This is a genomic window from Allorhizobium undicola ORS 992 = ATCC 700741 (assembly GCF_000621665.1).
GTDB lineage: Bacteria > Pseudomonadota > Alphaproteobacteria > Rhizobiales > Rhizobiaceae > Allorhizobium > Allorhizobium undicola.
Genome location: NZ_JHXQ01000002.1, coordinates 284,324 through 297,115, shown reverse-complemented (window position 1 = coordinate 297,115; position 12,792 = coordinate 284,324). Strand labels below are relative to the sequence as shown.

Annotated in this window: 11 protein-coding genes; 8 read left to right on the top strand and 3 right to left on the bottom strand. The window is 58.9% G+C overall.

All coding sequences use genetic code 11. The annotated features are described in order from the left end of the window. Positions 1–5 precede the first annotated feature (5 nt). A complete protein-coding gene (gene recG / locus T424_RS0103475; RefSeq protein WP_027486488.1) occupies positions 6–2,111 on the bottom strand; it encodes an ATP-dependent DNA helicase RecG in 2,106 nt (701 codons plus the stop codon). 109 nt (positions 2,112–2,220) lie between these two features. Here recG and T424_RS21680 point away from each other — a divergent pair, with 109 nt between their 5' ends. From T424_RS21680 to T424_RS0103450, 5 genes are all read left to right on the top strand, one after another. Continuing rightward, positions 2,221–2,694 carry an ankyrin repeat domain-containing protein gene (locus T424_RS21680; protein WP_027486487.1) on the top strand — a complete coding sequence of 158 codons (474 nt, stop codon included), beginning with the start codon at positions 2,221–2,223 and terminating at the stop codon, positions 2,692–2,694. A gap of 101 nt (positions 2,695–2,795) precedes the next feature. After that, complete coding sequence (locus T424_RS0103465; RefSeq protein WP_027486486.1) at positions 2,796–3,089, top strand: FAD assembly factor SdhE; 294 nt, start codon at positions 2,796–2,798, stop codon at positions 3,087–3,089. A gap of 4 nt (positions 3,090–3,093) precedes the next feature. Further along, entirely contained in the window at positions 3,094–6,609 is a 3,516-nt protein-coding gene (gene mfd / locus T424_RS0103460) for a transcription-repair coupling factor (RefSeq protein ID WP_027486485.1), read from the top strand. A gap of 94 nt (positions 6,610–6,703) precedes the next feature. Beyond that, positions 6,704–7,135 carry an OsmC family protein gene (locus T424_RS0103455; protein ID WP_027486484.1) on the top strand — a complete coding sequence of 144 codons (432 nt, stop codon included), beginning with the start codon at positions 6,704–6,706 and terminating at the stop codon, positions 7,133–7,135. Positions 7,136–7,272: 137 nt separating this feature from the next. Beyond that, positions 7,273–8,016: a formyl transferase gene (locus tag T424_RS0103450; RefSeq protein WP_037066569.1), complete on the top strand. Its 744-nt coding sequence runs from the start codon at positions 7,273–7,275 to the stop codon at positions 8,014–8,016. A gap of 3 nt (positions 8,017–8,019) precedes the next feature. Here T424_RS0103450 and T424_RS0103445 read toward each other — a convergent pair whose 3' ends face one another. Continuing rightward, positions 8,020–9,420 carry a cytochrome P450 gene (locus tag T424_RS0103445; protein ID WP_027486482.1) on the bottom strand — a complete coding sequence of 467 codons (1,401 nt, stop codon included), beginning with the start codon at positions 9,418–9,420 and terminating at the stop codon, positions 8,020–8,022. Positions 9,421–9,506: 86 nt separating this feature from the next. Continuing rightward, positions 9,507–10,427 (bottom strand): LysR family transcriptional regulator, encoded by a 921-nt coding sequence (locus T424_RS0103440; protein WP_027486481.1) that lies wholly within the window; start codon positions 10,425–10,427, stop codon positions 9,507–9,509. Between the two features lie 174 nt (positions 10,428–10,601). Between T424_RS0103440 and T424_RS0103430 the strand changes: the two genes are divergently transcribed. The 3 genes from T424_RS0103430 (at position 10,602) to T424_RS20070 (ending at position 12,774) form a co-directional block, all read left to right on the top strand. Next, positions 10,602–10,817, top strand: a complete 216-nt coding sequence (locus T424_RS0103430; RefSeq protein WP_027486480.1) for a hypothetical protein — start codon at positions 10,602–10,604, stop codon at positions 10,815–10,817. Between the two features lie 273 nt (positions 10,818–11,090). After that, entirely contained in the window at positions 11,091–12,110 is a 1,020-nt protein-coding gene (locus tag T424_RS0103425) for a GlxA family transcriptional regulator (protein ID WP_027486479.1), read from the top strand. 424 nt (positions 12,111–12,534) lie between these two features. After that, positions 12,535–12,774: a hypothetical protein gene (locus T424_RS20070; RefSeq protein WP_037066445.1), complete on the top strand. Its 240-nt coding sequence runs from the start codon at positions 12,535–12,537 to the stop codon at positions 12,772–12,774. Positions 12,775–12,792: the final 18 nt, after the last annotated feature.

Here is a 12,792-nt window from a genome sequence, read left to right as displayed (position 1 = left end):
TCGCTTCACCCTGCCCGCAGGAAGCGCACCGCTTCGTCGCGGCGGTAGAGGTAGAGCAATGTGCGGATCGCCTCACCCCGCTCGGAGGTAAGGTCGGGGTCACGGTCCAGCAGATAGGCGGCGTCCTTGCGGGCAATTTCGAGAAGATCGGCATGGGCCTCAAGGCTTGCGATCCGAAAGCCCGGCGTGCCGGATTGGCGCGTGCCCAGCAATTCACCCTCGCCGCGCAATTTCAGGTCTTCCTCGGCAATCAGAAAGCCGTCTTCACTGTCCCGCAAAATCGAAAGCCGCGCCTTGCCGTTTTCGCTCAGCGGGCCCTTGTAGAGCAGAATGCAGGAAGAGGCTTCCGAACCGCGCCCGACGCGGCCCCGCAGCTGGTGCAATTGCGCAAGGCCGAAACGCTCGGCATGTTCGATCACCATGATGGTGGCATCGGGTACGTCCACACCCACTTCCACCACGGTCGTGGCCACCAGAAGCCGCGTGTCGCCGCGCTTGAAGGCCAGCATGGCGGCGTCCTTTTCGTCGCCCTTCATGCGGCCATGCACAAGCCCCACCGGCGCATTCAGCGAGCGCACCAGCGTATCGTACCGCTCTTCCACCGATGTCAGTTCGGATTCCTCGCTCTCCTCCACCAGCGGGCAAATCCAGTAGGCCTTCTTGCCTTCGGACAGAGCGGCCTTCAACCGTCCGACAATATCGCCAATGCGGTCGGTTGGCACGGTCACGGTCTGGATCGGCTTGCGGCCCGCAGGCTTCTCCGTAAGCTTGGACACGTCCATATCGCCAAAGGCGGCCAGAACCAGCGTGCGGGGAATGGGTGTTGCGGTCATCACCAGCATATGGGGCGAAATGCCCTTTGCCGTCAGCCGCAAACGCTGATGCACGCCAAAACGGTGCTGCTCGTCCACCACCGCCAGCATGAGATTGCGATAATTGACCGTATCCTGAAACAGGGCGTGCGTGCCGATGATGATCTGCGCCTCGCCGGAAGCAATGCGGGCCAGCACGGCTTCGCGCTCTTTTCCCTTCGTGCGACCTGTAAGAACTTCCGTGCAAATCCCCGCTTCAGCGGCCATTTTCGAAATCGTCGCATGGTGCTGGCGCGCAAGGATTTCCGTTGGCGCCATCAGCACGGCCTGCCCGCCGCTTTCCACCACGGCTGCCATGGCAAGAAGCGCAACAAGCGTCTTTCCAGCTCCCACATCGCCCTGCACCAGCCGCAGCATCCGGTTGTCGCTGGCCATATCCTTGAGAATGTCGTCCACCGCCGCCGACTGGCTCGCCGTGGGCCGGAACGGCAGGGCCGCCAGAATCCTTGCGCTCAACTCTCCCGTGGCATGAACGGGCGTGCCTTCCACCTTGCGCAGCCTCTGGCGCACGAGCGCGAGCGAGATCTGGCCTGCCAGCAACTCGTCATAGGCCAGCCTTCTGCGGCAGGGCGCCTGCGGATCGACATCCTTTTCATCGCGCGGCGCATGAAGGCGTTCGAATGCCGCCTTTGTGCCGGAAAAGCCCTGTTTGGCCAGAAGGCTTGAATCGATCCATTCCGGGAAGTCGGGAAGCCGTGGCAGGGCGGCATCGATGGCCTTGCGCAAGACCTTCGGGGAAAGACCGGCCGTCAGCGGATAAACCGGCTCCACCAGCGGCATGGTGGCGGCCTCGCTGGCCTTGACCATGAAATCGGGATGCACCATCGAAGGACGGCCATTGAACCAGTCGATCTTGCCGGAAACGGTGACGATTTCATCCACCGGCAGGGATTTTTCCAGCCAGTTGCCCTTGGCGCGAAAAAAGGTCAGCGCAAGTTCGCCCGTTTCGTCATGGATGAACACGCGGTAAGGCTGGGCGTTATTGCCCTTGGGCGGCGCGACATGCCGATCCACCCGGCCGGTAACGGTGACGATCGCGCCCTGCGGCGCGCGTGCGATGCCGGGCTGGTTGCGCCGGTCGATCAGCCGGTGTGGAGCCAGAAAGAGAAGGTCGGCAACCTTGGTGTCATCGGCGCTTTCACGGCCCAATAGGCTTGCCAGAAGCGTGGCCAGCTTTGGCCCCACGCCTTGCAGCGTCGAAACGGATGAAAACAGCGGATCGAGCAAAAACGGACGCATGATGGCGGCAAAATGCAGCCTTGGCCCGGTGATTGCAAGGCTGAAGACAGTTGCCTGCACGTGCTGCGGTGGATAAGACGGCAGGGTTCAACAGCTAGACTGGCAGGCCATGCGCAAACTTCAAATCCTTTTCGTGCTTCTTCTTGCCTTTCTGGCGCTGGAAACGAAGCCCTGGGTCAAGCCCGCCACTCTGGAGCGGGCCGTGTGCAGCGCCAATCTGTTCTGGGCAGGCTTTTATCTCCTGCGTGGCGATGATGTGAATGCGCAGGAAACAGGCACCAGCTTTAACCCGCCTGCCCTGCTTTCTGCCCTCGACAATACCGGATGCCCCAAGCCCCTGCCAAACCTCTGGGCAAAAGCGCTCGTTTATGCCGGGGCTGACGTGAACCGCGCTACGGAAAGCGGCAGCACACCGCTGATGATGGCGGTGAGCGAACAGAACATCCCCATGGTTCGTTTTCTTCTGGCGCGCGGCGCCCGCACCGATGAACGCACGCAAAGCGGCATTTCCGCACTGGATATTGCAACGAACCTGAAGAATGAGGAAATCGTCAAACTGCTTTCGGCAGCCAGCGGCGGCTGAGCGGCAGATGCAGGTTGAGACGTTTGCGCCGGTGTTCAAAAGGCTGACATTCCACGGCGGAACCGTTATAGAGCGCAGATTGAAAGAAGAAGGATGACGTCATGACTGGTCTGGTTTTGAGCAGCGCCGATCTCGATCCCCGCCGCAGGCGTATTCTATATCGCTGCTGGCATCGCGGCATTCGCGAGATGGACCTTATTCTCGGCCAGTTCGCCGAAGCCGAAATCGCGACTCTTTCAGAGGTGGAGCTGGATGAGCTTGAACTCATCATGGCCGAGGAAGACAATGACCTCATCAAGTGGATCAACGGTGCCGAACCCGTGCCGGAGCGCCACCAGACGCCGATGTTCACCCGTGTTGCCGCGATCCGTCCCGATTTTTCCCCTGTGAAGTAATCCGATGATTTCCCTGTTCGATGCAAAAAAGGTGGCAGCCGCCAAGGCTTCCGTCACGCTCTCGCCCGTGCCGGACGGCATGGATGCCTTCGTGGTGGCAGAGCTTGCCCGACAGGGCCGGCCGGTGGCCTATGTGACCTCCGATTCCAGCCGCATGAACGACATCGAACAGATGCTGTCCTTTGCCGCGCCCGATATTCCGGTTCTCACCCTGCCTGCGTGGGACTGCCTGCCCTATGACCGTGTTTCGCCCAGTGCCGATATTTCCGCCCGTCGTCTTTCCGCACTTGCCGGGTTGATTGCGCATCGCAAAAAGCCGCATCCGGCCATTATCCTCGTCACGGCCAACGCGCTCCTGCAAAAGCTTGCACCTGCCGATGTGATCGAAAGCCTGTCTTTTTCGGCCCGGCCCGGCAATCAGGTCCGCATGGACGATATTGCCGACCGTCTTGCCAGAAACGGCTTCGAGCGCGTGGCGACCGTGCGCGAAGTGGGTGAATTTGCCGTGCGCGGCGGCATTCTCGATGTTTTCGTGCCGGGATCGGAAGATCCGGTGCGGCTGGATTTCTTCGGCGATACGCTGGAAAGCATCAGAAGTTTCGACCCTGCAAGCCAGCGCACCATTGGCCAGGTCCGCTCGCTCGATCTCAACCCGATGAGCGAAGTGACGCTGACACCGGAAAGCATCAGCCGTTTCCGCAAGAATTACCTGTCGCTCTTCGGTGCGGCAACGCGCGACGATGCGCTTTATGCCGCCGTCTCCGAAGGCCGCCGTTATGCCGGCATGGAACACTGGCTGCCAATGTTTCATGAAAAGCTGGAAACGGTGTTCGATTATCTGGCCGATTATCTCGTTGTCACCGATCACACGGTGCGGGAGGCGGCGGAAGAACGCACCAAACTGATCCGCGACTATTACGAAGCCCGCCTCAACGCGGCCACGCCCGGCAAGGGGCATTTGGCGCAGGGCACGCCCTACAAGCCCGTGCCGCCGGAACATCTCTATCTGATGGGCGCGGAGTTCGGCAAACGGCTCGATGCGCTCGACCCCATCCGCATCACGCCCTTCGCCGAGCCGGATGCGGGAAGCCGCAAGGTCATCGAAACCGGGGCACATGCCGGGCCGCGCTGGGCCAAGCTTTCGGCTGAAAACAACGAGGGCGGCGAGAGCGAGCGCATCAACGTTTTCACCCAGGCTGTGAAATACATTGCCGACAAGCGCGCCTCCGGCTCCAAGGTGCTTGTCACAGGCTGGTCGGAAGGTTCGCTGGACCGGCTGTTGCAGGTGTTGAACGAGCATGGCCTGGAGCGGCTGAAACCCGTTTCGGCGCTGAAGGATCTTGATGGGCTGAAAAAGGGCGAAGCGGCCACAGCCGTTCTTTCGCTGGAAGGCGGCTTCGAGGCTGCCGATCTCGTGGTGGTCGGCGAACAGGACATTCTGGGCGACCGGCTGGTGCGCCGCGCCAAGCGCCGCAAAAAGGCCGCTGACTTCATCTCGGAAGTGGCGGGGCTGGATGAGGGCTCCATCGTCGTTCACGCCGAACATGGCATCGGGCGGTTTATCGGGCTTCGCACCATCAATGCCGCAGGCGGCCAACATGCCTGCCTTGAGCTGCAATATGCCGACGAAGCAAAGCTTTTCCTGCCGGTCGAAAACATCGAGCTTCTGTCCCGCTACGGATCGGAAGGCAGCGAGGCAGTGTTGGACAAGCTGGGCGGCGGCGCCTGGCAGATGCGCAAGGCCAAGCTCAAGAAGCGCCTGCTGGACATGGCCGACGGGCTGATCCGCATTGCCGCCGAACGCATGACCCGTTCCGCCCCAGTGCTGACCACCACCGAGGGACTTTACGACGAATTTGCCGCTCGCTTCCCCTATGACGAGACGGAAGATCAGATGAACGCCATCGAGGCGGTGAAGGGCGATCTCTCCGCCGGTCGCCCGATGGACCGGCTTGTCTGCGGCGATGTCGGCTTCGGCAAGACGGAAGTGGCGCTGCGCGCTGCCTTCCTTGCCGCCATGAACGGTATTCAGGTGGCCGTCGTTGTCCCGACCACCCTTCTCGCACGCCAGCATTTCAAGACCTTTTCCGAGCGTTTTCGTGGGCTGCCCATCCGCATTCAGCAGGCTTCCCGCCTCGTCGGGACCAAAGAGCTGAACCTGACCAAGAAAGAGATTTCCGAGGGCAAGACCGATATTGTCGTCGGCACCCACGCGCTGCTCGGCTCCGGCATCAAATTCGCCAATCTCGGCCTGCTGATTATCGACGAGGAGCAGCATTTCGGCGTCAAGCACAAGGAGCGGCTGAAGGAACTGAAAAGCGATGTGCATGTGCTGACGCTTTCTGCCACGCCCATTCCACGCACGCTGCAATTGGCCATGACCGGCGTGCGTGAGCTTTCGCTGATCACCACGCCGCCGGTGGACCGCATGGCGGTGCGCACCTTCGTTTCGCCTTTCGATCCGCTGGTGATCCGCGAAACATTGATGCGCGAGCATTATCGCGGCGGACAGAGTTTTTATGTCTGCCCTCGGCTGGCCGACCTTGCCGACATCAAATCCTTCCTCGATGAAAACGTGCCGGAACTGAAAGTCGCCGTCGCCCATGGCCAGATGGCGGCGGGCGAGCTGGAAGACATCATGAACGCCTTCTATGAGGGCCGTTACGATGTGCTGCTTTCCACCACCATCGTCGAATCCGGTCTGGACGTGCCGACGGCCAATACGCTGATCGTGCATCGCGCCGATATGTTCGGCCTTGCGCAGCTTTACCAGATCCGGGGCCGTGTGGGCCGTTCCAAGGTGCGCGCCTTCGCGCTTTTGACGCTGCCGGTCAACAAGGTGCTGACGGCAGGCGCGGAGCGACGGCTGAAAGTGCTGCAATCTCTCGATACGCTTGGTGCGGGCTTCCAGCTTGCCAGCCACGATCTTGATATTCGCGGTGCGGGCAATCTGTTGGGCGAGGAACAGTCCGGCCATATCAAGGAAGTTGGCTTCGAGCTTTACCAGCAGATGCTTGAGGAGGCGGTGGCCGAGGTGAAGGGCGTGGACGAGGTGCAGGACAGCGGCTGGTCGCCGCAGATCCAGGTCGGCACATCGGTCATGATCCCCGACAATTACGTGCCGGACCTGCATTTGCGCCTTGGCCTATACCGCCGCCTTGGCGAGTTGACCGATCTCAACGAGATCGACGGTTTCGGCGCGGAGATGATCGACCGTTTCGGCCCCTTGCCTGTGGAGGTGCAGAACCTGCTCAAGGTCGTCTACATCAAGGCGCTTTGCCGCAAGGCCAATGTCGAGAAACTGGAGGCCGGGCCGAAGGGCGTGGTCGTACAATTCCGCAACAAGGAATTCCCCAATCCGGCGGCGCTTGTGGGCTTCATCGCCAAACAGGGCAGCATGGCAAAAATTCGCCCCGACCACAGTGTTTTCCTGACCCGCGATCTGCCGACGCCGGAAAAGCGGCTGGCAGGTGCTGCAACCATCATGACGCAATTGGCGGAACTGGCCCGTCAGAAATAGTGGACGCTCTTCGCGTTGCAGGGAACTCCTTTCCGGCTGATGAATTCTGTTCATTGAATTTGAACAGGGAATTTCAACAGGAAAGGACATTCCGATGGCAATCAGGAAGCACGGCTCCGCGCATTGGTCGGGCGGCATCAAGGATGGCAAGGGCACCGTCTCCACCGAAAGCGGCTCGCTCAAAGAGCAGCCCTACGGCTTCAATATTCGCTTCGAAGGCAAGCCCGGCACCAATCCGGAAGAGCTTATCGGCGCAGCATTGGCCTCCTGCTATTCCATGGCGCTGTCCAAGACTATTCAGGATGCAGGTTTTACCGCCGAAAGCCTAGACACCAGGGCAATCGTTTCCCTGGAGCAGCAAGATGGCGGCTTTGCCATCACCGGCATCGAACTTGCGCTGACCGCCAAGGTCAGCGGCGCCGATGAAGCAAAGGTAAAGGAAATGGCGGAGCAGACCAAGGCAGGCTGCCCCGTTTCCAAGGCCTTGAAGGCAGTGCCGATCTCTCTGACCGTTACGATTGGCTGACACTCTGTGGTTTCGGGGCTTTCCACCTGCCCCGAAACCCTCTATCTGCACGGCTCAATCATTTCTGCCTGCTTTCTTTTGCAAGAGAGGCTGCCGTGTCCGAGGATTTCCGTTCCAATCATCTGCCCGTGCTGGTCATGACCGCTGGCGGGCCAAACCCGTGGATGGTCATCAACGCGCTTGCCCGGCACTTTCCCTCCGTGGAAGTGCTGTTGGAGCAACCGGAATCCAAAGGCGAAATATTCCGCAGGCGAGCGCGCAGACTGGGCAGGCTGGCAGCGGCAGGTCAGATGGCGACAATGGCCGCCGCAAAGCTCATGCGCGGCGCCGCAAACCGCCGAATGCAGGAAATTTGCAAGGCTTTCGATGCCGATCCGCGCTTCAATCCCGATGTACCCGTCACGGCGGTTTCCAGCATCAATTCCCCGGAGGCACTCGAAGCCGTGCGGCGCATTGCCCCCGGCGTCATTCTTCTCGTCAGCACGCGGCTGATGAGCCGCGCCATGCTTTCTTCCCTGCCCTGCCCGGTGCTGAACCTTCACGCCGGAATCAATCCGGCCTATCGAGGCCAAATGGGCGGCTATTGGTCTCTGGTGGAAAAAGACCGCGAGAATTTCGGCGCAACCGTGCATCTTGTCGATGCAGGCACGGATACGGGCGCGACGCTCTATCAGGTCCGCACCCGCCCGGAGCCGGGCGATTTCATCTCAACCTATCCCATGTTGTTGACCGCCGCCGCCTTGCCGGCGACCGTTCGGGCCGTGGAAGACGCGATGCGCGGCGACATGAAACCGCAGACGCCGCACGGTCCTTCCAGCCTGCGTTTTCCGCCGACGCTCTGGAACTGGATCCTGAATGGCTTGACAAAGCGCATCTGGTAGCAATCAAGCCGGTTCCAGCGGCGAGCAGAAGGGCGGACGATCGGCCAGCTCCATCATCATCGGGTTGCGCGGGCGAAGCGTGATGCGCATCAACGGCTCCGCAGGGCGACGGCCTGGATTTGCCAGCCTGAAGCGTTGCAGCAGTACGGCGAGAATTGCCACGGCCTCCATGGTGGCAAAGGCGCTGCCAATGCAGATGCGCGGGCCTGCCCCAAAGGGCATGAAGGCATAACGATGCCGCTCCTTTGCCTTTTCCGGGGCAAAGCGTGACGGATCGAACCTCTCCGGCGCCTCCCACAGCAATTTATGACGGTGAATGGCATAGATCGGGATCATCAGCACCATGCCCTTCGGCAGATGATGGCCACCGAGGTCGAAAGGCTGCTCCACATTGCGCACGATGATCGGTGCCGGAGGATAGAGCCGCATGGTCTCGTTGAAGACCTGCTTCAGAAAGGTCAGCTTTTCGATATGTTCCGGCTGGACATTGCCATTGCCGACAACACGGTGCAGTTCTTCGCAGATCTTCTGTTCGACATCCGGATGGGCAGCAAGAAGGTGGAAGGTCCAGGCAAGCCCCAATGCCGTCGTTTCATGTCCGGCCGTGATGAAGGTCATAAGGTTGTCGATGATGTTTTCATCATCCATGCCCCGGCCTGTTTCCGGATCATGCGCGGCCAGCATCATGCCGACAAGATCCTTGCGATCCTCGCCGCTGGCGCGGCGTCTTTCCAGCATGTCACGCATCACGCCGCGCAGATAGGCAACGGCAGCACCGGCCCTGGATTTGCCCGGATAAGGCACCCACTCCGGTGCTTTCAGCACGCCAAGCGCAAACATCCAGCCGGAAGGGCCAAGATAATCGCTCACACTGCGCTCTACCGCAGCGACATCGATATTTTCCCGCCCTGACATCATGGTTTCAACGATGATGTCAAAGGTCGTCTGCATCATCTCATGGCCAATATCCAACTGCCTGTGGGGCAAAAGCGCCCAGAGATCGCGGCGCTTCTCGGCGGCATCGATCATCGCGGGCAGAAAACCTTTCAGCCTTTCCCACTGAAAAGCCGGGGCGACTGCCTGTCTTTGCCATTTCCAGCTTGGCGTTTCTGCCGTCAGCAGGCCATCGCCAAGGGCCGGTCCCAGCGCACGGCGAACCTCGTCTCCCTTGCCGAGAGAGGCGCTGTTCTTGACCAATGCTTCCTGGATAAGCGCCGGATCGGTGATGTAAAGCCTTCGAACGCCGTTGAACTCCACATGGACAAGGGGATGGATGAAGGTTTCCGGCGGTATCGCATCCAAAGGGTTGCGGATAAGACGGGCAATGGTGGAAATCGGTGATCTTCGGCTGAAGACGACACCGGGGCTTGCAGGCGAAATTTCCGGGGCGGGCATTGCAGTCATCGCGAATTCCTCTTCATCCGAGGCTATCTCGGCGGGGCGAGACCTGCATGTAAGCATCGAATATGTCGTTTCAATGCGCAGCCCTTTCACGCCGCGGCCGGTTGCCGCATTCCACCGCGATCCCCCAGGGCACAGCGCACATAATCGGCAACCGCCAGAACCGGCGCAGACGCCCCCTCCCGCACCGCAAGACCAACATCGTAACTGCCCAGATCCGGCAGGCCGTCATGCTCTCCCAACTCCACCATGTCATCCTGAAGCAGAAAACGCGCGAGCGGTGCAACGGCAATATCGGCGCGGATGGCGGCAATCTGCCCCATGCGATGTCCGCAAAAATAGGCGATCCGATAGTCGCGGCCTTGCTTTTCCAGCTCCTCCAATGCCCGCACCCGCCAGACGCAGCCCTCATTCCACACCGAGACCGGCAGCGGGGACTTGAGGTGGGCCTGCCCGTGCTTCTTGCCAGCCCAAACCAGCTTTTCGGACAGAATACGCAAGGGCGATTCCGTCATGCTCCCTCCCGGAAAGTTGAAAAGCGTCAAATCAAGCCGTCCTTCCTCTACCGCCTTTCGCAGCGGCGCCGAGTTATCGATGGTCACGTCGATGGCAAGCTGGGGCCAGGCTTCGGCAAGATGGGTCAGAATTTCCGGAAGCAGCAATTCACCGACATCGTCCGGTGCGCCGAGCCTTACGACACCATTCATCTCGGGAGCCAGAAAGCGCGACACCGCTTCATTATTCAGCGACAGCATTCGTTGCGCATAGGATAACAGCAGCTCTCCGTGCGGCGTCAGCGAAACGGAACGGGCATCGCGGCGAAAGAGCGGCACCGACAGCATGTCTTCCAGTTTTTTCACCTGCATGGACACCGCCGAGGGCGTGCGGAACACTTGTTCTGCGGCTTGCGTGAAACTGCGCGTTTGCGCAATTGCGACAAATGTCCGCAACACGTCGTTTTCCAGCAGGGGAAGCGATGAATGGACCGGCGCGGCAGAACGGACAGTCATAGAGTCTAACCTTCAATTTATTTGAACAGATGCATCATATCATTTTGTTTGTCTGAATTGTAAGTGGCTGCCATGATGAAATTCATCAGAGTATGGAATGCTTTCACCAGAAAACATTCACGTTTCTGATTGCGCAAAGGGAAAAACTCAGCACCGAACGATAAGGAGAAACTCATGAGCTATACGCTTTCGCAATGCGACCCCACGACAAGGCCCTGTCGTGATCGCCCCCTGAGGTCAAAGGGCCTGTTGCAGACTATTGCCCGGATCTTCAGCGAAGTCCGTTTGCGACGCATCCGTCAGGCGCAGGAAAACCAATATGCCGGACTGTCAGAGGCTATTCTGAAGGATATTGGATGGCCTGCCGCACATGACGAACGCCACGGATGAAAGCACGTGGCGGCGGATCTCTTCATGGCCCGAAAAATGCCGCCGTCACATGCCAATCTTTTATTCAATTTTCAAAATTACAGATTAAATATCATCCATTACTTGCTGTTTTTGCAAACAAATTAGTCACACCGCCTATAAGAAACGTAAATCAGCGGAAATTCTCTGCCGATAGCTATTGATGTCGTTTTCGTGGCTGCTATTGTCGCTTTTAAGCCATCGGAGAAATTGATTCCGGGCAAATTTGGCTATCCCTCTGAGTACGGTGTCCAAATGAGCAAAACGCCTTCCACCAAACGCAGCATCGTTTTTTTTCTGGTTCCGAATTTCACGCTCCTGCCGTTTGCGGGTGCGATCGAAACCTTGCGCATCGCCAACCGGATGCTCGGTTACACCGCTTATGAATGGCGGATTGCCTCTGCCGATGGCGAGAGGGTCTGTTCCTCCTCGGGCATCGGGATAGAGGTCAACTCCTCTCTTGCCGATGAACGACGGTTTCTGTCGGGCGAAAACAGGCCGAACATGGCCATCGTCTGTTCCGGCGTTTTCGTGGAAGACTTCAACAACAAGTCCGTGAATGCATGGCTGCGGGAAGCGTATAATCGCAACGTTGCCGTGGGAAGCCTTTGCACCGGCGCGCATGTTCTGGCGCAGGCGGGATTGCTGAATGGCAAGCGCTGCGCCATTCACTGGGAAAATCTTCCAGGATTTTCAGAAAGCTTTCCGCAGGCCGAGGTCTATGCCGATCTTTACGAAGTGGATGGCAACCTCTACACTTGTGCCGGCGGCACGGCCTCTCTTGACATGATGCTGAACCTGATTGGTCAGGATTTTGGCGAGGGGCTCGTCAATCGCGTCTGCGAACAACACCTCACAGACAGGGTTCGCGCCGCCAATGACCGCCAGCGCCTTCCCTTGCGCGCGCGCCTTGGTGTTCAGAACTCCAAGGTGCTGCATATCATCGAGTTGATGGAAGCAAATCTTTCGGAACCGCTGTCGCTTCTGGAAATCGCCGACAAGGTTGACCTGTCGCGGCGCCAGATCGAAAGGCTTTTCCGGCAGGAAATGGGCCGCTCGCCCGCCCGCTACTATCTGGAAATCCGCCTCGATCGCGCCCGGCATCTGCTGGTGCAATCCTCCATGCCCGTGGTCGAAGTGGCTGTGGCCTGCGGCTTTGTTTCGGCATCGCATTTTTCGAAGTGTTATCGCGAACTCTACAGTCGCTCGCCGCAGCAGGAGCGCGCTGAACGCAAGGTCAGCAATGCCACCTCACGCACGCATGAGGCGGCCTGAAAAAAACAAAAACCGCACATCGTGCAGCGCCTGCCGATCCAGCAGACGGCCATGCTCCATGGCCGTTTTTTTTAACGTTTAATTCTATCAGGCGAAACGCGAAAATATTCGCGCAAAAGGAGATTTTTGCTTCATTTTTGGGAGAAATCCCGCGAGCAATGAAGTTTAAAGGCATATATAATATAATAATATCAATGCCTTACCTGTTTTCCTCGAAAGAGGGCCAAGGGTTTGGGCGCTGCGAAGACAAAATTCCTTTTTTAGCGAATCGTAACGCTTGTTATTGTGCATTCAGCGAATGACTCGCGAAGCGGAAGTATTTTTGGAGAAAGCGTAAGGGGTTTCTTCAGACAATGCTTTTCAAACAAACAGAGATGCTGGCATTGGCGGCATTGTCTGGCGGCGGCAATACGGGGCGAATGATATGTCTAGTGTCGATCAAATGGAGAGCTGGGCTCTCGAGCGGGCTCACCGCATCATGGTTCGCGAGGGAGCCAATCTGATGCAGGCGGCGCAGTGGCTTGACAAGAAACAAACCCTACGGACATCACAGCAACTTCGCGAGGCCATTCAGCAGTGCCTCATCGAAGCGCTGACAATGGGGGTCGTGGCGGAAGATGTGGCGGGCTTCGGCTCTCATCCACAGTCTCCCGCCTCGCATTGAGCGATGGTCAACCGGTCT

Bases quoted from the DNA above. Each gene is read 5' to 3' on its own strand.
- T424_RS21680 (WP_027486487.1), top strand. From the start codon at position 2,221: ATGCGCAAACTTCAAATCCTTTTCGTGCTTCTTCTTGCCTTTCTGGCG.
- T424_RS0103450 (WP_037066569.1), top strand. From the start codon at position 7,273: ATGACCGCTGGCGGGCCAAACCCGTGGATGGTCATCAACGCGCTTGCC.
- recG (WP_027486488.1), bottom strand. From the start codon at position 2,111: ATGCGTCCGTTTTTGCTCGATCCGCTGTTTTCATCCGTTTCGACGCTG.
- T424_RS0103425 (WP_027486479.1), top strand. From the start codon at position 11,091: ATGAGCAAAACGCCTTCCACCAAACGCAGCATCGTTTTTTTTCTGGTT.
- T424_RS0103455 (WP_027486484.1), top strand. From the start codon at position 6,704: ATGGCAATCAGGAAGCACGGCTCCGCGCATTGGTCGGGCGGCATCAAG.
- T424_RS20070 (WP_037066445.1), top strand. From the start codon at position 12,535: ATGTCTAGTGTCGATCAAATGGAGAGCTGGGCTCTCGAGCGGGCTCAC.
- T424_RS0103440 (WP_027486481.1), bottom strand. From the start codon at position 10,427: ATGACTGTCCGTTCTGCCGCGCCGGTCCATTCATCGCTTCCCCTGCTG.
- T424_RS0103430 (WP_027486480.1), top strand. From the start codon at position 10,602: ATGAGCTATACGCTTTCGCAATGCGACCCCACGACAAGGCCCTGTCGT.
- T424_RS0103465 (WP_027486486.1), top strand. From the start codon at position 2,796: ATGACTGGTCTGGTTTTGAGCAGCGCCGATCTCGATCCCCGCCGCAGG.
- mfd (WP_027486485.1), top strand. From the start codon at position 3,094: ATGATTTCCCTGTTCGATGCAAAAAAGGTGGCAGCCGCCAAGGCTTCC.
- T424_RS0103445 (WP_027486482.1), bottom strand. From the start codon at position 9,420: ATGACTGCAATGCCCGCCCCGGAAATTTCGCCTGCAAGCCCCGGTGTC.